Origin of the sequence: Bradyrhizobium sp. Ghvi (assembly GCF_900115265.1) — a bacterium.
GTDB lineage: Bacteria > Pseudomonadota > Alphaproteobacteria > Rhizobiales > Xanthobacteraceae > Bradyrhizobium.
The window spans coordinates 348,555-374,510 of record NZ_FOVU01000005.1; the positions used below are offsets into that span (position 1 = coordinate 348,555).

20 protein-coding genes are annotated in these 25,956 nt (G+C 63.6%); 14 read left to right on the forward strand and 6 right to left on the reverse strand.

Features of this window, described 5'->3' with window-relative positions:
• Positions 1-22: 22 nt before the first annotated feature.
• The gene (locus BM374_RS20930) at positions 23-1,072 is read right to left on the reverse strand and encodes a LysR family transcriptional regulator (protein ID WP_092295776.1); all 1,050 of its coding nucleotides are present in this window, start codon (positions 1,070-1,072) and stop codon (positions 23-25) included.
• A gap of 472 nt (positions 1,073-1,544) precedes the next feature.
• Here BM374_RS20930 and BM374_RS20935 point away from each other — a divergent pair, with 472 nt between their 5' ends.
• Positions 1,545-1,811 (forward strand): hypothetical protein, encoded by a 267-nt coding sequence (locus BM374_RS20935; protein ID WP_092295779.1) that lies wholly within the window; start codon positions 1,545-1,547, stop codon positions 1,809-1,811.
• A gap of 208 nt (positions 1,812-2,019) precedes the next feature.
• On the forward strand, positions 2,020-2,751 hold the full coding sequence (locus tag BM374_RS20940; protein WP_092295782.1) for a cytochrome c biogenesis CcdA family protein: 732 nt from the start codon (positions 2,020-2,022) through the stop codon (positions 2,749-2,751).
• 97 nt (positions 2,752-2,848) lie between these two features.
• On the opposite strand, the gene BM374_RS20945 is transcribed toward BM374_RS20940, so the two are convergent.
• Positions 2,849-4,306, reverse strand: a complete 1,458-nt coding sequence (locus tag BM374_RS20945; RefSeq protein ID WP_092295785.1) for a sensor histidine kinase — start codon at positions 4,304-4,306, stop codon at positions 2,849-2,851.
• A gap of 428 nt (positions 4,307-4,734) precedes the next feature.
• Between BM374_RS20945 and BM374_RS20950 the strand changes: the two genes are divergently transcribed.
• A complete protein-coding gene (locus BM374_RS20950) occupies positions 4,735-4,968 on the forward strand; it encodes a hypothetical protein (protein ID WP_092295788.1) in 234 nt (77 codons plus the stop codon).
• 154 nt (positions 4,969-5,122) lie between these two features.
• Here BM374_RS20950 and BM374_RS20955 read toward each other — a convergent pair whose 3' ends face one another.
• On the reverse strand, positions 5,123-6,397 hold the full coding sequence (locus tag BM374_RS20955; protein WP_092295791.1) for a serine hydrolase domain-containing protein: 1,275 nt from the start codon (positions 6,395-6,397) through the stop codon (positions 5,123-5,125).
• A 162-nt stretch (positions 6,398-6,559) separates the two neighbouring features.
• Here BM374_RS20955 and BM374_RS20960 point away from each other — a divergent pair, with 162 nt between their 5' ends.
• Positions 6,560-7,477: an intradiol ring-cleavage dioxygenase gene (locus BM374_RS20960; RefSeq protein WP_092295794.1), complete on the forward strand. Its 918-nt coding sequence runs from the start codon at positions 6,560-6,562 to the stop codon at positions 7,475-7,477.
• Between the two features lie 14 nt (positions 7,478-7,491).
• Here BM374_RS20960 and BM374_RS20965 read toward each other — a convergent pair whose 3' ends face one another.
• The gene (locus tag BM374_RS20965) at positions 7,492-9,225 is read right to left on the reverse strand and encodes a bifunctional protein-serine/threonine kinase/phosphatase (protein WP_177248434.1); all 1,734 of its coding nucleotides are present in this window, start codon (positions 9,223-9,225) and stop codon (positions 7,492-7,494) included.
• A 69-nt stretch (positions 9,226-9,294) separates the two neighbouring features.
• Positions 9,295-10,134 (reverse strand): formate/nitrite transporter family protein, encoded by an 840-nt coding sequence (locus BM374_RS20970; protein WP_092295797.1) that lies wholly within the window; start codon positions 10,132-10,134, stop codon positions 9,295-9,297.
• 693 nt (positions 10,135-10,827) lie between these two features.
• Between BM374_RS20970 and BM374_RS20975 the strand changes: the two genes are divergently transcribed.
• The 8 genes from BM374_RS20975 (at position 10,828) to BM374_RS21010 (ending at position 20,993) form a co-directional block, all read left to right on the forward strand.
• Positions 10,828-12,210, forward strand: a complete 1,383-nt coding sequence (locus tag BM374_RS20975) for an MFS transporter (RefSeq protein ID WP_092295800.1) — start codon at positions 10,828-10,830, stop codon at positions 12,208-12,210.
• Between the two features lie 123 nt (positions 12,211-12,333).
• Complete coding sequence (locus BM374_RS20980) at positions 12,334-12,762, forward strand: globin family protein (RefSeq protein WP_092295803.1); 429 nt, start codon at positions 12,334-12,336, stop codon at positions 12,760-12,762.
• 10 nt (positions 12,763-12,772) lie between these two features.
• Positions 12,773-13,990: an NAD(P)/FAD-dependent oxidoreductase gene (locus BM374_RS20985; protein ID WP_092295806.1), complete on the forward strand. Its 1,218-nt coding sequence runs from the start codon at positions 12,773-12,775 to the stop codon at positions 13,988-13,990.
• Between the two features lie 14 nt (positions 13,991-14,004).
• Complete coding sequence (locus tag BM374_RS20990; protein WP_092295808.1) at positions 14,005-16,707, forward strand: nitrate reductase; 2,703 nt, start codon at positions 14,005-14,007, stop codon at positions 16,705-16,707.
• A 230-nt stretch (positions 16,708-16,937) separates the two neighbouring features.
• The gene (locus tag BM374_RS20995; protein ID WP_092295811.1) at positions 16,938-17,840 is read left to right on the forward strand and encodes an SMP-30/gluconolactonase/LRE family protein; all 903 of its coding nucleotides are present in this window, start codon (positions 16,938-16,940) and stop codon (positions 17,838-17,840) included.
• 48 nt (positions 17,841-17,888) lie between these two features.
• On the forward strand, positions 17,889-18,728 hold the full coding sequence (locus tag BM374_RS21000) for an aldo/keto reductase (RefSeq protein WP_092295814.1): 840 nt from the start codon (positions 17,889-17,891) through the stop codon (positions 18,726-18,728).
• Positions 18,729-18,914: 186 nt separating this feature from the next.
• Positions 18,915-19,856, forward strand: a complete 942-nt coding sequence (locus BM374_RS21005; protein ID WP_177248477.1) for a DMT family transporter — start codon at positions 18,915-18,917, stop codon at positions 19,854-19,856.
• Positions 19,857-19,913: 57 nt separating this feature from the next.
• Positions 19,914-20,993 carry a zinc-binding dehydrogenase gene (locus tag BM374_RS21010; RefSeq protein WP_092295820.1) on the forward strand — a complete coding sequence of 360 codons (1,080 nt, stop codon included), beginning with the start codon at positions 19,914-19,916 and terminating at the stop codon, positions 20,991-20,993.
• Positions 20,994-21,152: 159 nt separating this feature from the next.
• Here BM374_RS21010 and BM374_RS21015 read toward each other — a convergent pair whose 3' ends face one another.
• Positions 21,153-21,614, reverse strand: coding sequence for an Lrp/AsnC family transcriptional regulator (locus BM374_RS21015; protein WP_092295823.1), 462 nt, complete (start codon positions 21,612-21,614; stop codon positions 21,153-21,155).
• A 130-nt stretch (positions 21,615-21,744) separates the two neighbouring features.
• Between BM374_RS21015 and BM374_RS21020 the strand changes: the two genes are divergently transcribed.
• Both BM374_RS21020 and BM374_RS21025 read left to right on the forward strand, forming a co-directional pair.
• The gene (locus tag BM374_RS21020; protein ID WP_092296940.1) at positions 21,745-24,108 is read left to right on the forward strand and encodes a thiamine pyrophosphate-binding protein; all 2,364 of its coding nucleotides are present in this window, start codon (positions 21,745-21,747) and stop codon (positions 24,106-24,108) included.
• A gap of 288 nt (positions 24,109-24,396) precedes the next feature.
• Positions 24,397-25,827, forward strand: coding sequence for an aldehyde dehydrogenase family protein (locus tag BM374_RS21025; RefSeq protein WP_092295827.1), 1,431 nt, complete (start codon positions 24,397-24,399; stop codon positions 25,825-25,827).
• The last annotated feature ends 129 nt before the right edge of the window (positions 25,828-25,956 follow it).

Genomic DNA, 25,956 nt, shown 5'->3' on the forward strand with positions numbered 1-25,956 from the left:
GCCGCTGCTTTCATCGCTGTTTTCACCTTTGTTCTTCGGTTGAAAATCCCCCGAAGAGCTGGGTCAGGGGTTCGCCCATATACGAGTCCTTGAATTCATGCGGGTGCACGAATTCTTCCTTAAACCACGGGAAGCGAGCCGGATTGAAAGCTTCGATCAGCCAGTCAATCATGTGCCGCACGCGGGGAATCCGGCCGCTACCGGGATGGTAGGACAACCAGATATCCAGCGGCCGGTTCAACTCGACCTCCAGTGGAATCAACTTCCCGCCAAGCGCAATGGCGTAGCTGGGGAAGACGCCGATGCCGGCGCCATTCGCGACCGCCCAGTAGTTGGCGCTCGAGACGTTGGTCTTCATGACCAAAAGGTCACGTTCCGGAACGCCCGGGAAGAAGCTCTCGAATGTTTCCTTGGCGGCGATCTGATCGGCGAATTGCAGCACCAAGCGGTGCTTGATCAATTCCGCGGGCGAGCGCGGCGCGCCATGTTTTGCGATGTATTTCTCAGAGGCCCAGAACATCAGGTGCATGCGGCCGAGCCGCACCAGCTTGACGTCGAGCGCCGAGGGGCGCGACAGATGGATGGCGACGTCGGCCTCGTGGCGGGAGACGTCGGCCGAGCGCATCGCGCAATGCAGATCGATCAGGATCTTTGGATAGGCCTGCTGGAATTCGACCAAGCGCGGGGCAAGCCAGAACGTGCCCAATCCTTCGGTGACGGCGACGCGGACCTCGCCGGTGAGGGCGTTGGCGGTCGAATCACTGGTGCGCATCACGTCGAAGGCGGCGGCCTCCATGCGCTCGACGGCTGCGACCACCAGCGCACCTTCATCGGTGAGATGGGTGCCGTGGACATCGCGGGTGAACAGGGTGGTGTCGGTCTGGCGTTCGAAATCGTCGATTCGGCGGCGGACAGCATTGATCGACAGCGACAGGCTTTCAGCCGCCGAGCGGAAACTTCCGCATCGAACGACTTCCAGGAATATGCGAGCGGCATCCCAGTCCGAGAGGCCGCTGATATTGGTCTTTAGGCGTTCCTCTCGTGGAACGCCCCTTTCCGCCAAGGAATGCATACAAGTCCCTTCGGTCCGCTAAACTGGCAGAATCTAGCGCAAACCACAACCACGACGGGTTGGGGAGCGGTGAGTTTTGAACGCCATACTTACTGCGCCGGGACGGTATTTGGGTGTGTCCTGGGGTTGGGGAATCGGGCCAATTTCCGTCCGGAAGAGGGATAGGCGTGCGTTCCGTTGCGAGCCCTAGAATGGCTGCGGGATTGCCGGGTCCCGGCGGACCAAAGGTAGGCGTACACGACGTCATGCGCCCCGATGAGACGGATCGATCGCGCCCGCTCAAGCGTTTCACGTTTGACCATTCCGGCTTGCTGCGCCGAGCGATGCCGTCTGGAACCGCGGTATCAACGCAGAAACACTCTGAATTCGTCTTCGAAGGCGCGGACTCCTCGTGTTATCCTTCGTGCACCTTGGGGGCCGAGGGGATCGTTTCAAGCACGTCTCGCAGGCCGAATTAACGGAAAGAACGCCGGTGTCGCATTCAGACGAACAGTTGCAGTCGGTGCTCGAGACGCTCGAGGAGTGCCGCAAGGTTCTCAACGAGAGCAACAGCCGCGAGTCGGCCGAGTTGCTCTCGATCGTCATCCTCGACGTCAGGATGAAGCTCAAAGGAATTGACAGTGCCGACCTCAAGGCGCTGTGCGACGAAATGCTGCGGAGCGCTGCCAGCGAGCCGCCGTCCCCCTCCAAGCAGACGCAGGACCAGCCCCGGCGTCCGCTGCTCCGCGTGGTAAAGTAGCCGCGCCGCCGGGTCTCGCTTTTTGGCGAGATTTGTGCGCGTCCCGGTGCCGCATCTGTGATCGCAGATGGCATCGGGAGGAGCCCTGGTTTGATCGCGCCTCTGTTGCGCATTCCCCGGCATCGGCTACACCGGAGCCGGTTCGGCCCTAGACACGTGCGCGTTCCCCGCGCCCAACCCGAGGGCCCGGGATGGTCTTGACTGCATCATGCAAAATGTTTCGATTACGGCGGCGCTGATTGCCGGCCTCGTCAGCTTCCTCTCCCCTTGCGTGCTGCCGCTGGTCCCGCCTTATCTGATCTATCTCACCGGCGCCACGATCGAGCATGTCGAGAGCGAGGAGCCTGACACGGCCTCGAAGCGCGCGATCATGATCTCGGCGCTGCTGTTCGTGCTTGGCTTCTCAACGGTGTTCGTCGCGCTCGGCGCCAGCGCCTCGCTGATAGGCGGACTGATCCGCGCCTGGTCGGCGGAGCTGTCGATCCTCGCCGGCATCGTCATCATCGTGATGGGGCTGCACTTCCTCGGGCTGACGCGCATCGGCCTGTTGATGCGCGAGGGCCGGCTTCCGATTCCGAAGCCCATCGGGCTCTGGGGCGCCTACATCATGGGCCTCGCCTTCGCCTTCGGCTGGACGCCCTGCATCGGTCCGATCCTCGCCGCCATCCTCTCGATCGCCGCGGCTGAAGCCACCGTGACGAAGGGCGCCGGCCTGCTCGCGGTCTATTCCGCCGGCCTCGGCATTCCCTTCCTGATCGCGGCGCTGATGATCGAGCAGTTCACAAAACTGTTCGCGCGCATGAAGGGCCACCTCGTCAACGTCGAGCGCGCCATGGGCGTGTTGATGGTGATCACCGGCATCGGCTTCCTCACCGGCGCGGTCTCCAATGTGAGCATCTGGCTGCTGGAGACGTTTCCGTCACTGCAGACGATCGGGTAGGGCGCTGGGCTCTCTCATGCCGTGGCGGATCGTAAGCGGCGCCAGGCGATGTCGGTGTCTGCGGCGGCAGCACTGCGGGTAAGACGATATCCTTCCATCACCGCTCTCCGTCCAGCCCGCAGGTAACCGTGCAGACCACGCCGCGTGGCAGGAAGTCGACGGTCGCTTCGCCGCCGAGCTGGTCTCGCGCGCTGCGCTCGATCAGGCGTGAGCCGAAGCCGCGCTGCACTGGCGCTGTTACCAATGGACCGCCGAGCTCGGTCCAGATCAGCCGCAGCCGCGGCTTCGGTGCATCGGCGATGACCTCCCAGTCAAGCGTCACCCGGCCGGTCTCGTTGGACAAGGCGCCGTATTTCGCGGCGTTGGTCGCGATCTCGTGCACGATCATCGACAGCACCACGGCGAGCCGCGGCGACAGCGGCACGGCGGGACCGGCCATTCGGATGCGATCGGGATTTGCAAGCAGGAACGGCTGGAGCGCGCGTGCGATCACGTCCCTCAGTTCCGAGCCTGCCCACTTCTCCTGGCTGAGAAGGTTATGTGCTTCGGCGAGGGCGCCGAGGCGCCCCTCGAACTTGGTTCGCTCGTCGCGGCTCGCGCTGCGAAAAGTCTGCACCGCGATCGCCTGCATCAGCGCCAGTGTGTTCTTGACGCGATGATTGAGCTCCTCGATCAGAAGACTGTGCAGCATCTCGCCGCGCGCGATCGTCGTTGCCATCCTGATCGCAAAGGTGAGCCCGACCAGGAGCAGCACGCCGCCGATCAGGCTCGTGATCGCGATGTTGCGCCAGAGCGGCGCGATCAGCGAGCTCTCGGTGACGCCCGCCGCGATGGTCCAACCCGTCAGCCGCGATCGCGTATAGGCCGAGGCGAGGGCGACGCCATCGAGCGAGACGCTCGACAGAACCGCCTCGGGTGAGCGGAACATTGCGTCGAAGAGCGATGGCGATGCCTGCTTGCCAAAAGTATCGTCCGGGTTGGGAGTGCGCGCGAACACGATGCCCTTGCTGTCCAGCAGCGATACGGTCCATCGCTCGTCCGGTCGCTGTCGCTCGATCAGGTGCTGGAAGATGTCGATCGGTGGGCTGAATGAGAGCGCATAGACCACCTCGCCGTCGCGCAGCACGGGGACCTCGACCGTGACGATCGGGCGCTTCTTGGTTGATCCAACGAACAGATCGGAAAATTGCGGCGCCTTGCTCGTAAAGACCCGTTCGACGATTTCGTGGTTGTTGCGCGACGGCAGATTGTTCGTTTCGGTCGTGACCGTTGAGAACAGCTGGTGCCCGGACCTGTCGGCCAGCAGTAGGACGCTGTCTTTGCCATATTGGCTGATGAAGCCGACGGCGAGACGTCGGAAGCCATCGAAGTCTCCGTTGCGCAGGGAATCGCTGAGCGCGAGCACTTGCAAGCCGCCGGTCATCCGCTGCACTTCGGAATCGAGCACGAGACGCATGCTCCGTACCGTCTCGAGCACCCGGCGTGTCGCGTCGCTGCGGTCCTGGCGATAGTTGAAATAGGCAATACCGACCGCGAAGACGATCAAGGGCAACATCGTCCCCATGACGAGGAGAGCGAGCCGGACCGGCAGAGTGAGCTTTGACAACGCGGGCGTCCCGGTACCAGCGCTTCAGCGCCGGATTATGGTTTTGTCTGACCATACGGGCAGGATTTGCGGGGCGCCATGACTTTCGCATCCGGCGAGCAGAGCGGAACAGGAGTTTTGCGACGCTGTCGCGAATGGTGCCATCTCAGCTCATGCTGATTGCGGTGAGCAGCAGGCACAGAGCATAAATGGCCGCCAAGCTCAGCCCGGCGATCCGGGCCTCGCGATGCGGTGACATGCGATCGACTCCGAGAAGATGACCGCTCCGTCAACATCTCGCCGAAGGGGTCGTTCCGGCCAATAGGAACAAATTGCTAGTTTTTCCCGTTCCTGAATTGGCCGGGTGCCAAATGCCCGGCGATTGGAGGAGGAACCAGATGAAGCTGAAGATGATGACAGCAGCGCTGATGATTACTGCATTCTCTCTGCCGGCGTTCGCGGCCGACGAGTTCTACGTCGTGCAGGACGTCAAGACCAAGAAATGCACGGTCGTCGACAAGAAGCCGACGGACTCGTCCATGACGGTCGTCAGTCCTTCGGGCACGATCTACAAGTCGCGCACCGAGGCTGAGAGCAGCATGAAGACCGTCAAGGTCTGCACGTCGAACTGAGGAGAATAGCGAATGCCAGTCCTTATTTTGTGGGCCGTCCCGGCCGTGCTGGTGATTGGCGGCGGAATTTATCTGATCGGCCATTTTCACTAGATAAGATGAGCAACGGGCTCCGCGATCGCTCGCGAAGCCCGTTGCGACAAATTCTGGGACGTCAGAGATTGCTCTCGGTGATCGCGGCGTAGACCATGCTGCGCAGTTCGCGGCGGAGCGGATAGGCGCTCGATGGCAGCACCTGCGTCATGAAGATCGCGATCAGCTCTTCAGCCGGATCGATCCAGAACGAGGTGGTTGCGGCCCCGCCCCAATTGTATTCGCCGGGGCTGCCGGCGATCAGCGTCTCGGCGGGGCGCATGGTCACCGCAAAGCCGAGGCCGAAGCCGATGCCATTATAGGTGGCTTCCGAGAACAGCGAGCGGGACACCTCCGGTAGAGCGCGACCGCCCGGAATGTGATTGGTCGTCATCAGCGCCAGCGTCTTCGGCCCGATCAGCCTCACCCCGCCAAGCTCGCCGCCGTTGAGCAGCGCGCGGCAGAAGGTCAGATAGTCGGCAACCGTCGAGCACAGTCCGCCGCCGCCGGAGATGAAGGAGGGCGGGGACAGAAACGAACTCGTCGCCGGATCGTCCTGGAGCGTGATGCCCTCGCGGCGTTGGCCGGCGTGGAAGGTCATGCCGCCGCCAGGGTCTGCCGAGTAGCACGCAGCGAAGCGATGTGCCTTGGAGGCCGGCACGTGGAAATCGGTGTCGGTCATGCCAAGCGGATCCAGGATTCGTGCTTTCAGAAACTGCTCGAACGGCATGCCCGAAATCTTGCCGACGAGATAACCGATCACGTCGGTCGCCACGGAGTAATTCCAGGCCTCGCCCGGCGAGAATTCCAGCGGGATCTTTGCAAGGCCCTCGATCATACCCTGGAGCGTGCCCGACTTCTCGACCTCGCCGATCTTCTCGGCGCGATAGGCCGCATCGACATTGGAGCGCTGCTGGAAGCCGTAAGTCAGGCCGGACGTGTGGCGCAGCAGGTCGACGATCAGCATCGGCCGGGATGGCGGCCGGGTCAGGAAGGACGGCGAGGTGCCGGCGACGAACACGCCGAGGTTCTTCCATTCCGGAATGTACTTTGCGACCGGCTCGTCAATCGCGACCAGCCCTTCCTCGACCAGCATCATGAAGGCGACGCTGGTGAGCGGTTTGGTCATGGAATAGATGCGATAGATGGTATCGTCCCTGACCGGTACCTTGCGCTCGACGTCGGCGAAGCCCTGCACCGAGCTGTGGGCGATCTTGCCGCGGCGGTAGACGAGCAAGTGCGTGCCCGGGAAACGGCCGGCATCGATGTACCTGGCCCTCAGATGGGCATCGACGCGGTCGAGCGCGGCCTTGGACATACCGACGGATTCGGGCGAGGCGGGGGTGGGGGCGAGCATCAGTTCCTCCGGGCAGTTTTGTCCGACGTTGATAGCCGAAATGGCGTCCCTCTTCCAAGCGGGTCGCGCTTAACGCTGGCCCGCCCGATGGTGTAGGCTCCGGCTTGGAACGCCGCCAAGGAACCTCAACGGGCCAACGAGAAAAACCAAGGGCAACGCAACATGACCCAGTTCAACGAGACCGAGCTTACCGAAGCCGTCGTCAAAAGCTTCGACAACACCCCCGACCCGCGCGCGAAATTCCTGCTCCAGGAATTGGTGAAGTCGCTGCACGATTATGTGAGCAAGACCGGTCTCACTTTCGAGGAGTGGGAATACGCCATCGATTTCCTGACCCGTACCGGCCAGAAATGCACCGATACCCGCCAGGAGTTCATCCTGCTTTCCGACGTGCTCGGCGTCTCCATGCTGGTCGACGCGGTCAATCACAGGGATCGCGACGGCGCCACCGAGACCACGGTGCTCGGCCCGTTCTATGTCGGCGAGCACAAGGTGACCGCCCACGGCACCGACATCTCGCCGAACAATCTCACCGGTGAGCGGATGTTCGTGCAGAGCCGCGTCACCGATCTCAAGGGCAAGCCGCTCCCCAATGTCCCTGTTGACGTCTGGCATGCCGACGATGACGGCTTCTACGATTCCCAGAAGGCGAACTATGATGAAGTCGGCGCCTCGGCGCGGGCGCGCTTCATCACCGACGCCGACGGCCGCTTCTTCTTCCGCACCATTCTGCCGTGCAGCTATCCGATCCCGACCGACGGCCCGGTCGGCGAGATGATCGTCCAGACCAGGCGCCATCCGATGCGTCCGGCGCATGTGCACTTCTTGGTCAACGCAAAAGGTTACGAGCCGCTGATCACCCACGTCTTCATGGATGGCGACAAATATCTGGATTCCGACGTGGTGTTCGGGGTCAAGGACGACCTCGTCGCCAAGGTCGAACCGCGCAATGACCCCACGATGCCCGACGGCACCAAGGCGAACGGGAAGTGGCATCTGATGACCTACGAATTCCACCTCAAGCCGGGCGGCGGCGTCGCGCCCAAGCCGCTGGGGACGAAGGCGGCAGAGCCGGCCTGACCGGGCCAGCCCTGCTAACGCGCGTGCAGCAGGGCAAGCAAGGCGACGACGGTGCAGGCCAGGAGCACCGTCGTCAATTTCCAGAACAGCAGCGGATTGCGCTCGATCAGGGGCGTGGTCCGCGTGGCGAAATAGGCCGGATTCGGAGTCCTGAGCTCGTAGGTGAATTCGAACAGGTCCTCGTGCCGCTTGTTGGGATCGGGATGCAGCGCCTTGCGCAGCGCGCCGTCGATCCAGATCGGGACGGCGCGGTCGTCGTGGCTGGCAGGACGATACCGGAGCTTCCACGCGTCCGATCGTCCCCTGATGCGGGCAATCTGGGCGCCGTAAGGCAGCTCTCCGGTGAGCATCTGGTAGCAAATGGTCGCCAGCGAGAACATGTCCGAGCGCGGCGAGCCGCCTTCGCCAAGGAAGTATTCCGGCGCGGTGTACTGCACCGTCCCGAGGATGTCAGCGTCTGTCGGATCGGGTGACGCCTCGGCCACGCCGGCGACCTTGACCGCGCCAAAGTCGATGATCTTCACGGTGCCGGTCTTGTCGATCAGGACGTTGTCGGGTCTGAGATCCTGGTGCAGCATCTCCATGCGATGGAAGGCGCGTAGGCCTGACGCGATCTGGTCCACGATGCCGCGCACCGTCTCGAGGTCGGGACGCGGATTGTCCAGCATCCATTGCCGCAGCGTCTGTCCTTCAATGAACTCGGTCGCGACGTAGAGATAGTTGCGCCGCTTGGAGCGCGAGCGCGGCTTCAGGACGTGCGGACTGTCGATCCGCCGCGCGATCCACTCCTCCATCAGGAAGCGCTTCAAATAAGCGGGATCGTCGCGGAGATCGATCGAGGGGATCTTCAGCGCGACCATCTCGTCGATCTCGCTGTCGACCGCCAGATAGATATGGCTGCGGCTGGAGGCATGCACTTCGCGCACGATGCGGTACCCGTCGAACAGCGCCCTCGGCTCCGGCAATTGCGGCAGCGGCAGCTCGGCAGTGCCGCCAAAAATGTCCGATGAGCCGGTCTGCGGCACCTGGTCGATGCGCAGGATCTGCACGGTGATGTTGTCGTCGCTGCCGCGCCGATAGGCCTCCTCGACGATGCTCCTCGCCGCGGCGTCGAGATCGCCGGCACACGCATCGAGCGTGCCCGTGACGAAGCGATGATCGACGAACTCGTAAGCGCCATCGGTGGCCAGCACGAAGATGTCGCCCTTTTCGATCTGAAGAGCCTGGTAGTCGATTTCGATCTGCGGGTTGATCCCGAGCGCCCGGCCGAGATAGGTCTGCTCCGACGAGACGATGATGCGATGATCATCGGTGAGCTGTTCGAGGGCCTTGCCGGCAACGCGGTAGATCCGGCAGTCGCCAACGTGAAAGATGTGGGCCATGGTCGATTTGACGACCATCGCGGTGAAGGTACAGACGTAACCCTTGTCGCGATCGTAGGCGTACTGGCTGCGTCGCGTTTCGGCGTGCAGCCATGAATTGGTGGCCTCAAGCACACGCCGCGCCGAAGTCTTCACGGTCCAGGATTCGGAGGTGCAGTAATAGTCGGTCAGGAAGCTCTTGACCGCCGACTCGCTCGCCTCCTGGCTCACCGCGCTGCTCGAGATGCCATCGGCCAGGACGACGGCGATCCCCTTCAGGCTCAACAGCGGCTCCGTCGGAATCAGCGCGCCGTGAAAGTCCTGGTTGACCGGCTTGCGCCCCTGGTCGGAGTGCTGCCCGATCGAGATTTGCAAGCCCCGACCCATCCTCGCCACCAACAGAAAGGGAGCCCTACCTTATCAGGCAAAGCTCCCTTGTTGCTCAAACCAATTCGATCAGGCCGCTGCGCGGCTCGACGGGTTGGCTGCCGGCTGGCGCTTCGGCTTGGTCAACACGTGCGTCGCGTAGAGCGTGAGGCCGGTGAAGGCGAGGCCGCCGACCAAGTTGCCCAGCACGGTCGGGATCTCGTTCCAGATGAAATAGTCGAGGATCGAAAACCTGGCGTGGAGCATCAGGCCCGACGGGAACAGGAACATGTTCACGACCGAATGCTCGAACACCATGTAGAAGAACACCAGGATCGGCATCCACATCGCGATCACCTTGCCGGGCACGGTGGTGGAGATCATGGCGCCGACGACGCCGGTCGAGACCATCCAGTTGCACAGCATGCCCCGGATGAACAGCGTCGCCATGCCGGCGGCGCCATGCGCCGCATAGCCGAGCGTGCGGCCCTCGCCGATATTGCCGATCGCGGCCCCGACCTTGTCCGGGTCCTGGGTGAAGCCGAAGGTCGTGACGAACGCCATCATGAAGGCGACCGTGAGCGCGCCGCCAAAATTGCCGATGAAGACAAGACCCCAGTTGCGCAGCACGCCGCCAATCGTGACGCCCGGGCGCTTGTCGATCAGCGCAAGCGGCGATAGCACGAAGACGCCGGTGAGCAGGTCGAAGCCCAGCAGATAGAGCATGGAGAAGCCGACCGGAAACAGCAGCGCGCCGATGATCGGCTGGCCGGTGTTGACGTTGATGGTGACGGCGAACCAGGCCGCGAGTGCCAGGATGGCGCCGGCCATGTAGGCGCGGATGACCGTATCCCGGGTGGACATGAAGATCTTGGATTCGCCGGCGTCCACCATCTTGGTGACGAATTCCGAGGGTGCGAGATACGACATCAACAGCTCCTTTGCTCATCTGCGCGATCGATCAGGCACGTGCCGGATCGACGCCTCTGCCAGGCAGTGAGCTGCGCGCCCTTGCGAGCGGGACGCGGATCGAAGTGGGGCACCGACATGGGCAAGGGGATAGCGTCACGATGACCGCGGCTTGGCGGACCAGCGAACAGGCTTCCCAGTGGCCTTCGGTGGCTTGATGCTCCGGCTCACTGTCAGTCATCGTTGACTAGGCAGGATGGAAGCAATCGATGTGCCAAGGGATCGGGGGATGTCGCGCATCTACCAGAAGCCGAATTTGCCGGCGCCGGAAGCGGATAGCCCCGCGGGGACCATCGCATTTGTTCTCTCTCCGCGGCGAGTTGACGCGAAAACGGGCTCCTGCCCAAGGCTTGTGCGACGCACAATCAACGGGCGAATCGGCATTCAAGAAATAAGCGACCAGCAAACTTTTGATGCAATTATAGGCGTGACCATTTTTTAATCAAATCGTACAAGCGACTGGTAATATTGATGTTTCTTGGGAATTCCAATTTGGCATGCGGCTTGAATTAGAGGTTTCGACGCCATCGACGCCGTCACCGAGCAATCATTCAAATCGTGACACCGCCGAAAACGGGGGGCTTCCCCGAGCGTGCAACTTTACGCCTCCGCGTGAGGCGGTGTCCCGCTTCCTAGCGAAAGGGACTATTTCCAATGAAGGAAGGCAATCCGACGTGGATTTCTGACTGGCGCCCCGAAGATGAGGCGTTCTGGAATGCGGGCGGCAAGGTCGTCGCCCGGCGTAACCTGATCTGGTCGATCGTCGCCGAGCATATCGGCTTTTCCGTCTGGCTGATTTGGAGCATCGTCGCGACCAAGCTGCCGCAGGCGGGCTTCCACTACTCGACCGACGAGCTGTTCCAGCTCGTGGCGGTGCCGGGACTGATCGGCGCCCTGATGCGCTTTCCCTACACCTTCGCCGTAACAACCTTCGGCGGCCGCAACTGGACCATTTTTAGCGCAGCCGTTCTGTTCATCCCGACGCTGTCTCTCGCCTATTTCGTGAGCCAGCCCGACACGCCGTTCTGGCTGATGCTGCTGATCGCTTCGTCCGCCGGTCTCGGTGGCGGCAATTTCGCGTCCAGCATGACCAACATCTCCTTCTTCTTCCCTGACCGGATGAAGGGCTGGGCGCTCGGTCTCAACGCTGCCGGCGGCAACATCGGCGTCTCCAGCGTGCAGCTGCTGACGCCGATCCTGATGACGCTCGCCGTCATCAACCTGTTCCAGGCAGCGCCGGTCGGCGGCGTCTATCTCCAGAACGCCGGTCTGATGTGGGTGTTGCCGATCGCGATCGCGGTGTTCGGTGCCGTGTTCTTCATGAACAACCTGACCTCGGCGAAGTCGTCGATCAAGAACCAGCTCGCCATCGTCAAGCGCAAGCACACCTGGATCATGGCCTTCATCTACATCGGAACGTTCGGCTCCTTCATCGGCTACTCCGCCGCGTTTCCGCTGCTGATCAAGACCCAGTTTCCGACGGTGACGATCTCGATCGCATTCCTCGGTCCGCTGGTCGGCTCGCTGTCGCGTCCGTTCGGTGGCTGGCTCGCCGACAAGCTCGGCGGGTCCATCATCACCTTCTGGAATTTCATCGCGATGGCGGCGGCGACGATCGGCGTGCTCTACTTCGTCGGGCAGAAGGATTTCATCGGCTTCCTGTCGATGTTCCTGATCCTGTTCTTGACGACGGGCATCGGCAACGGATCGACCTACCGCATGATCCCCTCGATCTTCCGCGAAGAAAACCTGTTCAAGGTGCGCGGCAAGGGCGAGGCGGCACGCGTGCTGGCGCTGAAAACGGCGAGCATCGAGAGCGGTGCAGCTGTCGGCTTCATCGGCGCGATTGGTGCGGTCGGCGGCTATTTGATCCCGAGCAGCTTCGGCAAGTCGATCGCGCTGACCGGCGGTCCGCAGCTCGCGTTGGCCATCTTCCTCGCGTTCTACGCCGTCTGTCTCGCCATGACCTGGTGGTTCTACCTGCGTCGCAGCCCGCAGGGTGAAGGCGCGCCAAGCCTCGCCGAGGCGCGCGTCTGACATCTGGCACGAAAATCACCTCTTCCCGTACGCGGGGAGAGGTTCGCTCTGATGACGTTTGACCCATGAACTTTTTCCGCAACGGCGCGGACGAAGACAGACCGAAACAGACAGGACAACATCATGACTCCTCAGCAGATCGCCCTCGTGCAGCAGAGCTTTTCCAAGGTCGCACCGATTTCAGAGGCAGCCTCCCAGCTGTTCTACGACCGCTTGTTCGAGGTCGCCCCGTCCGTGCGCGCGATGTTTCCGCAGGACATGACCGAGCAGCGCAAGAAGCTGATGGGCATGCTCGCCGCCGTGGTCAGCGGCCTGTCGAATCTCGAAACGATTCTTCCCGCGGCCTCCGCGCTGGCCAAACGTCACGTCGCTTACGGCGCCAAGGCCGAGCACTATCCCGTGGTCGGCGCGACCTTGCTCTGGACCCTGGAGAAGGGCCTTGGCGAGGCCTGGACGCCCGAGCTCGCCACCGCCTGGACCGACGCCTATGGCGTGCTATCCGGCTACATGATTTCCGAGGCCTACGGCCCACAGGCGCAGGCCGCCGAATAGGAGATGTCTCGTGAGTGAGCCCCTCGTCATCGTCGGTAACGGTATGGCGGCAGCGCGTCTGGTCGATGAACTCGCCAAGACCGCACTCGGCCGCTACGCGGTTGCCGTTATCGGCGATGAACCTCGGCTCGCTTACAACAGAGTGCTGCTCTCCTCCGTGCTGGCCGGCGAGACCGGCTCGCACGAGATCGAACTGCGACCGGCGGACTGGTGGCGCCATCGCGGGGTCACCGTTCGCTACGGCTATCGCGTCACCGAGATCGACACCGGCCGCCGCGAGCTCAAGATCGAGGGCGAGGAGAGCGTTGAATACTCCAAGCTCGTGCTCGCCACAGGATCGACGCCGTTGCGGCTCAACGTGCCGGGCGCTGATCTCTCCGGCGTGCACACCTTCCGTGACAGCCGCGACGTCGATTTGCTGCTGACGCTCGCAGCCGCCAGGAAGCGCGTCGTCGTGGTCGGCGGCGGCCTGCTCGGCCTCGAGGCGGCCTATGGCCTGGCCAAGGCCGGCGCGCCGGTGACACTGCTGCATCTGATGGACCGGCTGATGGAGCGCCAGCTCGATCTGCCGGCCGCCGAGCTGCTCAAGACGCTGGTGGAGCGCAAGGGCATCCGAATCCTGCTCAACGCTTCGACTGCGCGGATTCACGGCGAGGGCCATGTCGAAGCCGTCGAGCTCGCCGACGGCAGCTGCATCGAAGCCGATGCGGTGATCTTCGCCGCCGGCATCAAACCCAACGTGGCGCTCGCCAAGGACGCCGGCATCGCCGTCAACCGCGGCATCGTCGTCAACGACGTGATGCAGACGGCGTTGCCCGATATCTTCGCGCTCGGCGAATGTGCCGAGCATCGCGGCACTTGCTATGGCCTGGTCGAACCCGCCTATGAGCAGGCGCGTGTGCTGGCGCGGCATCTTGCCGGCCGTTCCGCGGCGTATCAGGGCAGCATCGTCTCGACCAATCTGAAGGTGTCCGGCGTCAGCGTGTTCTCCGCCGGCGACTTCACGGGCGGCGACGGCAGCGAGAGCCTCGTTCTCACCGATCGCAGGCGCGGCACCTACAAGAAGCTCGTCATTGCCGACGGCCGGCTCACCGGGGCCGTGTTGATCGGCGATACTGTCGATGCGCTCTGGTATCTCGAGCTGATCCGCAATCGCGAGAAGGTCGCTGCGATCCGCACCGACATGATGTTCGGCCGCGCGCTGGCGCTTCCGTCCAGGGCGGCTTGATAAGGCAGTTTGAAATGACGGCAATCGATCCGACGCTCCGCGCTATCAGAACGACGTGTCCCTATTGCGGCGTCGGCTGCGGCGTGCTGGCGACGCCCGACGGCATGGGCGGGGCGGCGATCGCGGGCGACCCCGACCATCCCGCCAATTTTGGCCGGCTCTGCTCCAAGGGCTCCGCGCTCGGGGAAACCGTCGGGCTGGAAAATCGTCTGCTCTATCCGATGATCCGCTGCAAGGGCGTGCTGGAACGCGTCGCCTGGAGCGATGCGCTCGACCATGTCGCTCACCGCATGCAGCACATCGTGGCGCGCGACGGCGCCGACGCGGTCGCGTTCTATCTCTCCGGCCAGCTCCTGACCGAGGATTACTACGTTGCCAACAAGCTCATGAAGGGCTTTGTCGGCACCGCTAACGTCGATACCAATTCGCGGCTGTGCATGTCGTCCTCGGTCGCCGGCCATCGCCGCGCCTTCGGCGCCGATACCGTGCCCGGCTGCTATGAGGATCTCGACCAGGCCGATCTGCTCGTCTTCGTCGGCTCGAACGCCGCCTGGTGCCATCCGGTGCTGTTCCAGCGCATGCTGAAGAACCGTAGGGAGCGCGGCGCGCGCATGATCGTGATCGATCCGCGCCGCACCGACACCGCTGATGACGTCGAGCTGTTTCTCGGCCTCAAGGCCGGCACCGACACCGCGCTGTTCTCCGGCCTGTTCGTCCATCTCGCCGACAACGGCGCGCTCGACCGGGACTACATCGCGCAAAACACCTCAGGCTTCGATGATGCGCTGGCGCGCGCACGCAACATCGCCGGCAGCATCACCGCGACCGCGCTGGCCACGGGCCTGTCCGAGCAGGACGTCGCCACCTTCTTCAAGATCTTCCGTGACACCGAGAAGGTCGTCACGCTCTATTCGCAAGGGGTCAACCAGTCGGCGCAGGGCACCGACAAGGTCAACGCGATCCTGAACTGCCATCTCGCCACGGGGCGCATCGGCAAGCCAGGGGCTTCGCCGTTCTCGCTGACCGGCCAGCCCAACGCGATGGGCGGCCGCGAGGTCGGGGGGCTCGCCAACATGCTCGCTGCCCATATGGGCTTTACACCGCCCGACATTGATCGCGTGCGTCGGTTCTGGAAGGCGCCGCGCATTGCCACCCATGAAGGGTTGAAGGCCGTGCAGCTGTTCGAGGCGATCAACCGCGGCGAGATCAAGGCGCTGTGGGTAATGGGTACCAACCCCGCGGTCTCGCTGCCCGACGCGGACATGGTCCGCGATGCCATGAAGAAGCTCGAGCTGTTCGTGGTCTCCGAGAACGTGCTCTCCAACGATACAGTCGAGGCCGGCCCGCACGTGCTGCTGCCCGCGCTCGCCTGGGGCGAAAAGTCCGGCACCGTGACCAACTCCGAGCGCCGCATCTCGCGCCAGCGCTCGTTCTTGCCGGCACCAGGCGAGGCACGGCCGGACTGGTGGATCCTCAGCGAGACTGCCAAGCGTCTCGGCTTCGGCGATAGCTTCAACTACAAATCCGCCGCCGAGATCTTCCGCGAGCATGCTGCGCTCTCGGCGTTCGAGAACGGCGGCAGCCGCGACTTCGACATCGGCGCGCTGACTTCGCTGTCCGACGACGCCTTCGATGCGCTGAAGCCGATACAATGGCCGGCGCGCGAAGGCGAGGCGCCTGGCGAGCGCTTCTTTGCCGAGGGCGGCTTCTACACCAATGACGGCAAGGGCCGCTTCGTCGCGCCGGAGGTGCCGGCGCTGCGCAGCGAGACCGGCGCTTCGCGTCCGCTGCGGTTGAACACGGGGCGCATCCGCGACCAGTGGCACACCATGACGCGTACGGGCTTGAGCCAGCGGCTGGGTGCGCATCTGCCGGAACCCTTTGTCGAGATCCACCCTGACGACGCCAGCAAATACGGCATCGTTCATGACGGCTATGCCCGCGTCACCACCGATTACGGCCAGTGTGTCCTGAAGGTCGTCGTGAGCGAAGGCCAGCAGCGCGGCGCGCTGTTCGTGCCGATCCACTGGAGCGCGATGAACAGCTCGCACGGCCGCGTCGGCGCGCTGGTGCAGTCCTTCACCGATCCGTTCTCGGGCCAGCCGGAGTCGAAGGCAACGCCGGCCGCGATCGCTTCTTACGAATTCGTCTTCCGCGGTTTTGCGCTGTCCCGCAAACAGCTCGACCTGCCGCAAAACCTGTTGTGGACCCGCGTTACGGTCACTGGCGGTTTCGGCTATCTCTTCGCCGACAATGCGGATCTGTCGCGCTGGCCGGCGTGGCTCGATGGTGTCGCCGGCGAGGACGTCGCCGACTATCGCGATTTCGGCGGCGGCGTCTATCGCGCGGCCTCGTTTTCGGGCGATCGTATCGAGACCTGCCTGTTCGTCGGCCCCGGACATGATGCCGGCGACTGGGAGGTGGTGAAGAGCCTGTTCGCGGCCGACCACGTCACCGACGATCAGCGCCGCATGTTGTTGTCAGGTAAGTCCAGCGAGGATGCCGCCTCGACCGGCCCGATCGTCTGCGCCTGCTTCGGCGTCGGTCGCGGCACCATCTGCGATACTATCGCGGGCGGTGCGCGCAGCGCCGCCGAGATCGGCGCAAAGCTCAAGGCCGGCACCAATTGCGGCTCCTGCATCCCCGAGCTGAAGCGGCTGATCGCGACGACGGACGTGCCCGCGAAGCAGGCCAAGGTCGCAAACGCGGCGGGGTAGGCCGACATTCTCCCGCTGCGCCGCATCCTCCGCTGTCATCGCCCGGCTTGCCGCCTTCGCTGAAGCTTCGGCGGGCCGAGCACCCCCGTGGGCCTTGGCGAAGCCTTGGCGTAGCCGGGTCGCGGGGAATGACAGTGAGGGCGAAGTGCCATGCGTCCGCCCCAATCGACCTGTCCGCGACAGTGTCCTATGCTGCCGCGCGCTCCCCCTCAATAATCACAACAAATATAATGTACCTGGAAACGCCACCGCGCCTGATCGAAACCACGATCTTCTCAGCCATGCCCGACACTTTCCGCCGCAAGGGCGTGCGGACGGATTGGGCCGACGCCAACCGGCCGGGTGTGCCGACCGACAGCTTTGTTGAAGGGCCGTCATTCGACAAGGACGGTAATCTCTACATCGTCGACATTCCCTTCGGCCGGATCTTTCGTATCGCGCCCGGTGGTGCGTGGTCGCTCGTGATCGAATACGAGGGCTGGCCGAACGGGCTGAAGATTGCAGCCGACGGCCGCATTCTGGTCGCCGACTATATGCATGGCATCATGGAGCTCGACGCCAAGGCCGGCCGCATCAAGCCGATCCTGACGTCGCGCAATTCGGAATCGTTTCGAGGCTGCAATGATCTGCATCTCGGCTCCAACGGCGACATCTTCTTTACCGACCAGGGCCAGACCGGCCTGCACGATCCGAGCGGGCGCGTCTACCGGCTGACGCCGAACGGCCGGCTCGAATGCCTGATCAGTACCGGCGTCAGCCCGAATGGCCTGGTGCTCGATCCGACCGAGACTGTGCTGTTTGTTGCCATGACGCGCGACAATGCAGTGTGGCGGCTGCCGTTCATGCGAGACGGCACGGTGTCCAAGGTCGGCCGGTTCTGTTCGCTGTTCGGCACTTCGGGTCCCGATGGCCTGACGATGGATATGAAGGGCCGTCTGTTCGTCGGCCATGCCTCGCTCGGCCACGTCTTCGTGTTCGCGCCAAACGGGGAATTGATTGCGCGGATCAAGTCCTGCGCCGGGCCGAACTGCACCAATGTCGCCATCGGTGGCGCGAACAGAGATCGGCTCTATATCACGGAATCGGCGACCGGCAGTATCCTGGTCGCCGATATCAGCGGATTGAACTCTTGAGCTCGATGGCGGTTTGCCTGACTTGAATGAGCTGCATTGGAGACAAGCATGAACAGGCATCCCTTCGGCAAGACCGGCGCCAACGTCTCCGTGATCGGGCAGGGCACCTGGTATCTCGACCACGGTGATCGCAAGCGCGCGATCGCCGCGCTTCAGCGCGGGCTCGATCTCGGCATGACCCATATCGACACCGCCGAGATGTATGGCGATGCCGAGCTCGTCATTGCCGATGCCATCGCGGGGCGCCGCGACAAGGCGTTCCTCGTCTCGAAAGTACTGCCGAGCAATGCCTCGCGCCGCGGCACCATCACGGCCTGCGAGCGTTCGCTGAAGCGGCTGAAGACAGATCGGTTGGATTGCTATCTGCTGCACTGGCGTGGGGCGTATGCGCTCGAGGACACCGTGGCTGCCTTCGAGGAGCTGGTGACATCAGGCAAGATCAAGTCGTGGGGAGTCTCGAATTTCGACGCCGACGATCTCGACGAAATTCTCGCGGTTTCAGGCGAGGGCAAGATCGCCTGCAATCAGGTGCTCTATCATCTCAGGGAACGCGCGATCGAGCATGCGGTGATCCCGTGGTGCGAGCGGCATGGCGTTTCGGTCGTCGCCTATTCGCCGTTCGGGCACGATGATTTTCCCGACGAGCGCAGCAAAGGTGGCTCCGTACTGGCGCGCATCGCACAGGCGCGTCGCGCGACGCCGCGTCAGGTCGCGCTGAGCTTCCTCACCCGTGCGACTACGGTGTTCGCGATCCCGAAGGCGTCGTCCGCGGAACATGCCGGCGAAAATGCGGCCGCCGGTGATCTCGCGCTGACGAAAGAAGAGATTTCGGCGCTGGATGCGGCGTTTCCGCGCGGTCCGAAGCCGCGCAGCCTGCCCATGCTGTAATGCACAAAGCCCATTATTAATGGAGTATTGACGCGCGCGGATGTGAGCGCATATCGGCATCCTGTTTTCGGAAGTTGTGAACGCGGCACATTTGGCGTTTTTTACTGACGTTCTCGATTCGCATTTTGCCGGGTTCCCACAGTGACACCGCCGCCCGCCGCAGCCGCAAGGCTCGACAGTATTCCCATGCCCGTGTCGGAGAAGAAGCAGGAGGCTCGCCGTGCGCCTGCGCGCGTCGATCATCCCTTCAAGGGCATTGCATTGGTGTTGCTGTCGACGGTGTTTCTCGGCACCTCCGATGTCACCGCGAAATATCTTTCCGCCAGCCTGCCCTCGATCGAGATCACCTGGATCCGCTTCGTCACCTTCGCGCTGATGTTCACGCCGGTGATGCTGCCGGGCTCGCCTCTGCAGGCGATGCGCACCGGGCGTCTTGGCCTGCAGTTAATGCGCGGCGCGGCCCTGCTCGGCTCCTCCTTGTTCTTCATCACCGGCCTGCGGTTCCTTCCCATCGCGGAGGCGTCCGCCACCGGTTTCGTCTCGCCGCTGTTCGTCACCGCGCTGTCGATCATCTTCCTGAGCGAGAAGGTCGGCATGCGTCGCTGGATCGCGACCGCGATAGGTCTCTTCGGCGTGCTGATCATCCTGCGGCCGGGCTCGAGTGCATTTCACGTCGCCGCGTTCTTCCCGATCGTTTCGGCGTTCTGCTGGGCCGCGGCGCTGATCCTGACGCGCATGATGAGCGGTCGCGAAGCCGTGCTCACCACCATGGCCTATTCCGCGCTGACAGGTGTGGCCATTCTCTCTCTGATGGTGCCGTTCGTCTGGGTTACGCCGAGCTGGACCGCGATCGGGCTTGGCATCGTGATCGGGGTAGCCTCCACCGTCGGCCAGTGGATCATCGTGCTGGCGTATCGCTACGGGGATGCCTCGGTCCTGGCGCCGTTCTCCTACACGCAGCTGCTGTGGGTCAGCATCCTGGGCTTCTTCCTGTTCGGCGAGGTGCCTGACGTCTGGACCGTCACGGGCGCAGCTTTCATCGTCGCCAGCGGCCTCTACATCGCCCATCGCGAGCGCGTTCGCCGGGCCCAGCTCTTGGCCCTGGAAGAGCGTTCCCCGAACCCCTGACGCAAGTCTGCCGTCCCGCTTCGTGCTATCAACGCTCCAAAGGATCGGAGGAGCCGGATGCGCGCTGCGATTTTGAGGAACGGTGACATCGTCGTTGGCCAGATGGCCGAGCCGAAGCCCGGCCCCGGCCAGGTGCTGGTCAAGACGCTCGCCTGCGGCATCTGCGGCTCCGACCTGCACGCGCGTCAGCATGCGCCGCGAATGGTGGAGATGGCGAAGAAGACCGGGCGAACGCCGATGGATCTGTCGCGCGACGTCGTCTTCGGCCACGAGTTCTGCTGCGAGATCGTCGACTACGGCCCCGGAACGACGCGCAAGCTCAAGCCGGGCACGCATGTGTGCTCGCTGCCCGCGCTGCTGACGCCTGATGGCATCAAGGGTATCGGCTATTCCAACGAGTTCGTCGGCGGCTATGCCGAGCAGATGCTGCTCAGCGAGCCGCTGCTGCTGGAAGTGCCTGATGGCCTCGCGCCGGAACATGCCGCGCTGACCGAGCCATTGGCCGTCGGCGTTCACGCGGTGGCGAAGGCCAATATCCGCGGCGGCGAGGTGCCCCTCGTCATCGGCTGCGGCCCGGTCGGGCTCGCGGTGATCGCCGCGCTCAAGATCAAAGGCCTGCATCCGATCGTCGCCGCCGACTATTCTCCAGCGCGCCGCGCGCTCGCGGCAAAGCTCGGCGCCGATATCGTCGTCGATCCCAGGATATCGCAGCCCTACGCGACCTGGGCCGAGCACGCGCAGATGTCGGAGGCGGAGAAGGCGGCACGGCCGCCGTTCCAGGCCATGCTGCCGGCGCTGAAGCCCGCGATCATCTTCGAGTGTGTCGGCGTTGCTGGCCTGCTGCAACAGGTGTTCGAAGGGGCTCCGCGCGATGCCAGGATCGTCGTGGTCGGCGTCTGCATGGAGAGCGACAGGAACGAGCCCATGCTCGGCATCATGAAGGAGCTCAACATCCAGTACGTGCTCGGCTACACGCCGGAGGAGTTCGCGGCCTCGCTGCGCCTGATCGCCGAAGGGCAGGTGGATGCGGCAGCGATGGTGACGGCGGAAGTCGGTCTCGACGGTGTCGCAAAGGCGTTCGCCGATCTCGCCAACCCTGAATCCCAGACCAAGATCATGGTGCAGCCGTGGCGATGACGGTGTTGCCGCAACGGCGGTGCACTCCTCCCCCGCTTGATTGCGGGGGAGGGCTGGGGAGAGGGTGTCTCTGCATCGGGACAATCCCCTAGAGGAAAGAACCCTCACCCGGCGCTACGCGCCGACCTCTCCCGCAAGCGGGAGAGGTGACCACAACCATCACACCGGCAGTGCGATCGAATACTTCACCTGGCTGAGCGCAAAGCTCGACTCGATCGATGCGATGCCGTCGAGCCGGGTCAGCTTGGTCTTGAGGAAGGTCTCATAGGAGGCGAGATCGGCGGCGACGACGCGCAGGAGATAGTCGCGGTTGCCGGTCATCAGATAGCACTCCAGCACCTCGTCCCATTTCGAGATCGCGCGGGCAAAGCGGTTGAGATCCTCCTCCTTCTGTCGCGCCAGCTTGATGGAGATGAAGACGCTGACATGCAGGCCCAGCGCCTTCTGGTCGACGGTGGCGATATAGCGCGAGATGACGCCGCGCTCCTCCAGCAGCTTGACCCGGCGATGGCAGGGCGAGACCGACAGCCCCACCTTGTCGGCGAGTTCCTGCATGGTCAGGCGGCTGTCGTTCTGGAGATAGCCGAGGATCTTGCGGTCGATGGCGTCGAGGTCAGACATTGGGATGGAACCTATGTTTTAGCGGTCATCTTGGTAAAGTATCCCAATAAATGGCGGTATAGCGCGAAAAATTGAGAATTTTGGCGTCCCCGCCCGGCGTATGATCCGCCTTATTTCCCGGAGCATCGCCATGCCCGTCGATTCCGCACGTCTCGAAACCCTGATCGCCCTCAGCCGCAAGGCGTTGTGGCTGTCGTCATGGACCATTCACCACGCCAACCACATCCGCCCCAATGCGGACGGCCTGAAGGTCGGCGGCCACCAGGCCTCCTCGGCCTCGCTCGCGACCATCATGTCGGCCTTGTACTTCCACGTGCTGCGGCCCGAGGACCGTGTCGCGGTGAAACCGCACGCGAGCCCGGTGTTCCACGCCATCCAATATCTGTTCGGCCGCCAGAGCCGCGAGAAGCTCGAGAACTTTCGCGGCTTCAAGGGCGCGCAGTCCTATCCTTCGCGTACCAAGGACGTCGACGACGTCGATTTCTCCACCGGCTCGGTCGGCCTCGGCGTCGCGCAGACGCTGTTTGCCTCGCTGGTGCAGGACTACGTCAAGGCCCATGGCTGGATGAAGGATCGCCGCGACGGGCGGATGATCGCGCTCGTCGGTGATGCCGAGATGGACGAAGGCAACATCTTCGAGGCGCTCGCGGAAGGGTGGAAGCACGGCCTGCGCAACACCTGGTGGGTGGTCGACTACAACAGGCAGTCGCTCGACGCCGTCGTCCGCGAGGGGCTCTGGGAAAAGTTCGAGACCGTGTTCCGCAATTTCGGCTGGGACGTGGTCATCGTGAAATACGGCCGCCTGATGCGGGAAGCATTCGCGGAAGCAGGCGGCGAAGCGCTGAAGCGCTGGATCGACAATTGCCCGAACGCGCTCTATGCCGCGCTGTGCTTCCAGGGTGGCGCAGCCTTCCGCAAGCATTTGCATGACGAGATCGGCGATCAGGGTCCCATCACGAAGTTGATCGATAAGCGCAGCGACGAGGATCTGCTGGCGCTGATGTCGAACCTCGGCGGCCACGACATGGCGAGTATGCTGGAGGCGTTCGAGTCCATCGATCACGATCGTCCGGTCTGCTTCATCGCCTACACCATCAAAGGCGTCGGCCTGCCGTTCCAGGGCCACAAGGACAACCACGCCGGCCTGATGACGGTCTCGCAGATGGAGAAATATCGCGAGAGCCAGAACATCCGGCCCGGGCACGAATGGGACAAGTTCGAGGGTCTGACGCAAAGCGCTGCCGAGCTGGAGACCTTTCTCGCGCGCGTGCCGTTCAACAGGGATGGCCGCCGGCTGACCGCGCCTGTTGTCGAGGTGCCCCAGCAGCTCGCCTTCAAGCCGTCGCCGCAGATGTCCACGCAACAAGGCTTCGGCCTCGTCCTGAACGAGATCGCGCGCGGTGACAGCGAGCTGGCAAAGCGCATCGTCACGACCTCGCCCGACGTTACGGTTTCGACCAATCTCGGCCCCTGGGTGAACCGGCGAGGCCTGTTCGCGCGCGCGGAGAAGGCGGACTTATTCCGCAGCGAGAAAATTCCCTCGACATACAATTGGGACGCCTCGCCGAAGGGCCAGCATCTCGAGCTCGGCATTGCCGAGATGAATCTTTTCATCATGCTCTCGGCGCTCGGCCTGTCGCACCAGATCAACGGCGCGCGGCTGCTACCGGTCGGCACGCTCTACGATCCCTTCATCGAGCGCGGTCTCGATGCGCTCAACTATGCCTGCTACCAGGATGCGCGCTTCATGGTGGCGGCGACTCCATCGGGCATCACGCTGGCGCCCGAAGGCGGCGCGCACCAATCGATCGCAACACCCTTGATCGGCATGGCACAGGACGGGCTTGCCTCTTTCGAGCCGGCCTTTGTCGACGAGCTAGCCGTCATCATGGGCTGGGGCTTCGAGCACATGCAGCGCGATCCGGGTGAGGGCGGCTCGGTCTATCTGCGGCTCTCGACGCGCGCGATCGAGCAGGTACAGCGCATCATGACGCCCGAACTGCAGCAGGGCATCACAGATGGCGCCTATTGGCTGCGTAAGCCGGGCCCGAATGCCGAGGTCGTGATCGCCTATACCGGCGCGGTGGCGCCCGAGGCGATCGAGGCGACCGGCTTCATCGGCGAGAGCCGCCGCGACGTCGGCCTGCTCGCGATCACGTCGGCCGACCGCTTGCATGCCGGCTGGACCGCCGCGCGAAAGTTGCGCCGCGATCGGCGCGGCGTGCAGCACCTCAGCCACATCGAAAAGTTGCTGGCACCGCTGCCGCGCGACTGCGGCATCGTGACCGTGATCGACGGCCATCCCACCGCGCTTGGCTGGCTCGGCAGCGTCCGCGGCCATCGCGTCGAGGCGCTCGGCGTCGAGCAGTTCGGCCAGACCGGCACGATCGCTGACCTTTATCGCCACTATGGCATCGACGCGAATGCCATCATCGATGCGGCGGAAAGCCTCACCACCGGTGCGCCGGTGCTGCATCGGAAAATGGCGGTGTAGGGAGGTAACTAACGCATGGGCCCCGGCTCAGCAGCGCACCACTAAAGCAGTGCTGCGCTGCGTCCGGGGCACGAGACTCGCTACAATCTCATGTCCCGGACGCGCTGCAGCGTGAAACGCTCCTGCGCAGAGCCGGACCCACGCCGCTTGCCTCGCTCCAAATCGCGTTCCATATAACCTCCGTCCGCCGCAACGCTGGCCCCGCATATGGCGGGTTCAACCGGCGGTGCTTTCGTGCAAGGATGCCTGCCGAAACGCCCCCTCCAAGCCCGCAAGAAGAGGTTAACGATGGTCAATCGCATGCAATTCTACATCGACGGCGCCTGGGTCGACCCCGCCGTCAAGAAGTCCACTCCGGTCATCAATCCGGCGACGGAAGAGGCGATGTACGAGGTTGCGCTTGGCTCCAAGGCCGACGTGGACAAGGCGGTCGCCGCTGCCAAGCGCGCCTTTGCGACCTTTTCGCAGACCAGCCGCGAGGAGCGCGTTGCGCTGCTCTCGAAAATCATCGAAGTCTACAAGACCCGCCTCAAGGAGATCGGAGCCGCCGTCTCCGACGAGATGGGCGCGCCGCTGCCGATGGCGGAGAAGCTGCAGGCCGGCGCCGGCCTCGGCCATCTCATGACCACGCTGGACGTGCTCAAGAACTATCATTTCGAGGAGCCGGTCGGCACCGCCATGGTGCTGCGCGAGCCGATCGGGGTGGTCGGCATGATCACGCCCTGGAACTGGCCGCTCAACCAGATCGCCTGCAAGGTCGCGCCCGCGCTCGCCGCCGGCTGCACCATGATTTTGAAGCCGTCGGAGTTCACGCCGACCTCGGCTTTGATCTTCGCAGAAATCCTCCATGAGGCCGGCGTGCCGAAGGGCGTGTTCAATCTCGTCAACGGCCTCGGCCCCGAGGTTGGCGCCGCCATGAGCGAGCATCCTGATATCGACATGATCTCCTTCACCGGCTCGACCCGCGCCGGCATCGATGTGGCCAAGCGCGCTGCGCCGACCGTGAAGCGCGTCAGCCAGGAGCTCGGCGGCAAGTCGCCGAACGTCATCCTCGAAGGCGCCGACCTCACGAAGGCGGTGACCGGCGGCGTGATGCACATGTTCAACAACTCCGGCCAGTCCTGCAACGCGCCCTCGCGCATGATCGTGCCGCTGTCCAAGATGAAGGAAGTCGCCGCGATCGCGAAGGCCGTCGCCGACAAGACCAAGGCGGGTGACCCCCGCGCCGAAGGCACGACGATCGGCCCCGTGGTCAACCGCGGCCAGTGGGACAAGATCCAGGGTCTGATCAAGAAGGGCATCGACGAGGGCGCAACGCTCGTCGCCGGTGGCCCGGGCCTGCCCGAAGGCGTCAACAAGGGCTTCTATGTCCGTCCGACCATCTTCGCCGACGTCACCCCCGACATGACGATTGCGCGCGAAGAAATCTTCGGGCCGGTGCTGACCATCATCGGTGCCAAGGACGAAGCCGACGCCGTGAAGATCGCCAACGACACGCCGTACGGTCTTGCCGGCTACGTCTCCGGCGCGACGGTCGAGGACGCCAAGCGTGTCGGTCGCCAGATCCGCGCCGGCAACGTCAACCTCCAAGGCGTGCCGAATGACCGCACCGCGCCGTTCGGCGGCTACAAGCAGTCGGGCAACGGCCGCGAGTGGGGCAAGTTCGGTCTCGAGGACTTCCTCGAGGTGAAGGCCGTCGCGGGATTCAACGCGGCGTGAGATTTCGCGCGAGAACAAACATGACGCCGGAGCGGGCACCGCTCCGGCGTTTCTTGTTTCTTGCGGAGCTTGTAGGGTGGATTAGCGAAGCGTAATCCACCTCTTCCTTCTCCAGCGAAGCAGACCGCG

Bases quoted from the DNA above. Each gene is read 5' to 3' on its own strand.
- BM374_RS20930 (WP_092295776.1), bottom strand. From the start codon at position 1,072: ATGCATTCCTTGGCGGAAAGGGGCGTTCCACGAGAGGAACGCCTAAAG.
- BM374_RS20940 (WP_092295782.1), top strand. From the start codon at position 2,020: ATGCAAAATGTTTCGATTACGGCGGCGCTGATTGCCGGCCTCGTCAGC.
- BM374_RS20945 (WP_092295785.1), bottom strand. From the start codon at position 4,306: ATGTTGCCCTTGATCGTCTTCGCGGTCGGTATTGCCTATTTCAACTAT.
- BM374_RS20950 (WP_092295788.1), top strand. From the start codon at position 4,735: ATGAAGCTGAAGATGATGACAGCAGCGCTGATGATTACTGCATTCTCT.
- BM374_RS20955 (WP_092295791.1), bottom strand. From the start codon at position 6,397: ATGCTCGCCCCCACCCCCGCCTCGCCCGAATCCGTCGGTATGTCCAAG.
- BM374_RS20960 (WP_092295794.1), top strand. From the start codon at position 6,560: ATGACCCAGTTCAACGAGACCGAGCTTACCGAAGCCGTCGTCAAAAGC.
- BM374_RS20965 (WP_177248434.1), bottom strand. From the start codon at position 9,225: ATGGGTCGGGGCTTGCAAATCTCGATCGGGCAGCACTCCGACCAGGGG.
- BM374_RS20970 (WP_092295797.1), bottom strand. From the start codon at position 10,134: ATGTCGTATCTCGCACCCTCGGAATTCGTCACCAAGATGGTGGACGCC.
- BM374_RS20975 (WP_092295800.1), top strand. From the start codon at position 10,828: ATGAAGGAAGGCAATCCGACGTGGATTTCTGACTGGCGCCCCGAAGAT.
- BM374_RS20980 (WP_092295803.1), top strand. From the start codon at position 12,334: ATGACTCCTCAGCAGATCGCCCTCGTGCAGCAGAGCTTTTCCAAGGTC.
- BM374_RS20990 (WP_092295808.1), top strand. From the start codon at position 14,005: ATGACGGCAATCGATCCGACGCTCCGCGCTATCAGAACGACGTGTCCC.
- BM374_RS20995 (WP_092295811.1), top strand. From the start codon at position 16,938: ATGTACCTGGAAACGCCACCGCGCCTGATCGAAACCACGATCTTCTCA.
- BM374_RS21000 (WP_092295814.1), top strand. From the start codon at position 17,889: ATGAACAGGCATCCCTTCGGCAAGACCGGCGCCAACGTCTCCGTGATC.
- BM374_RS21005 (WP_177248477.1), top strand. From the start codon at position 18,915: ATGCCCGTGTCGGAGAAGAAGCAGGAGGCTCGCCGTGCGCCTGCGCGC.
- BM374_RS21010 (WP_092295820.1), top strand. From the start codon at position 19,914: ATGCGCGCTGCGATTTTGAGGAACGGTGACATCGTCGTTGGCCAGATG.
- BM374_RS21015 (WP_092295823.1), bottom strand. From the start codon at position 21,614: ATGTCTGACCTCGACGCCATCGACCGCAAGATCCTCGGCTATCTCCAG.
- BM374_RS21020 (WP_092296940.1), top strand. From the start codon at position 21,745: ATGCCCGTCGATTCCGCACGTCTCGAAACCCTGATCGCCCTCAGCCGC.
- BM374_RS21025 (WP_092295827.1), top strand. From the start codon at position 24,397: ATGGTCAATCGCATGCAATTCTACATCGACGGCGCCTGGGTCGACCCC.